Source organism: Pedococcus sp. P1_H8 (assembly GCF_056405175.1).
The window spans coordinates 1-488 of the sequence record NZ_JBFUCP010000176.1 but is presented as its reverse complement, the minus strand read 5'-3'; the positions used below and the strand labels follow the sequence as shown (position 1 = coordinate 488).

The following is a 488-nucleotide window of genomic DNA, read 5'->3' as shown; positions in this document are numbered from 1 at the left end:
CCCCCAGCCCGCCCGCCTTGAGGGTCGCGGCCGGCTGTGCGCCGAGGGCGGCGATCAGGTCCTCGCAGTGCCGGACCAGTTCGAGCACCTCACCGCCCGCGGCGGCGTTGACGTCGGCGACCTTCAACTTGGTCGCCCGGATCGGCGGCGGGGTCAGTGCGGCGGGGTCGCTGACCGTTTCCCCGCGCAGGGCCTGGCCCACCTGGTACGGCAGCTCCACGGTCTGCTCGTCGATCCAGTTCAGCAGGCGCCGGGCCAGCAGCCGCTGTACGGGCCGCTCCGGGTCGGTGCCGGGCGCGGCGTCGCGGGTGCGGCCGATCGGCGAACTGGTGGCCAGCGTGGTCAGCAGCCGGCGTTCGGTGTCGCCGAGTTCGGCGAGGGCGGACTCGATCTCCGTGGCCGTCAGCGCGTCCCGTGGGGCGTCGACCCGCCAGGTGACGGCGTCCTGCGCGGCGGGAGTCACCCGAAGCACCTTCGACCCCCACACC

Annotated in this window: 1 pseudogene; it reads right to left on the bottom strand. The window is 74.8% G+C overall.

Features of this window, described 5'->3' with window-relative positions:
- Nucleotides 1-463, bottom strand: a pseudogene (locus AC1DYG_RS19465) (hypothetical protein); the annotation flags it as partial.
- Nucleotides 464-488 lie beyond the last annotated feature (25 nt).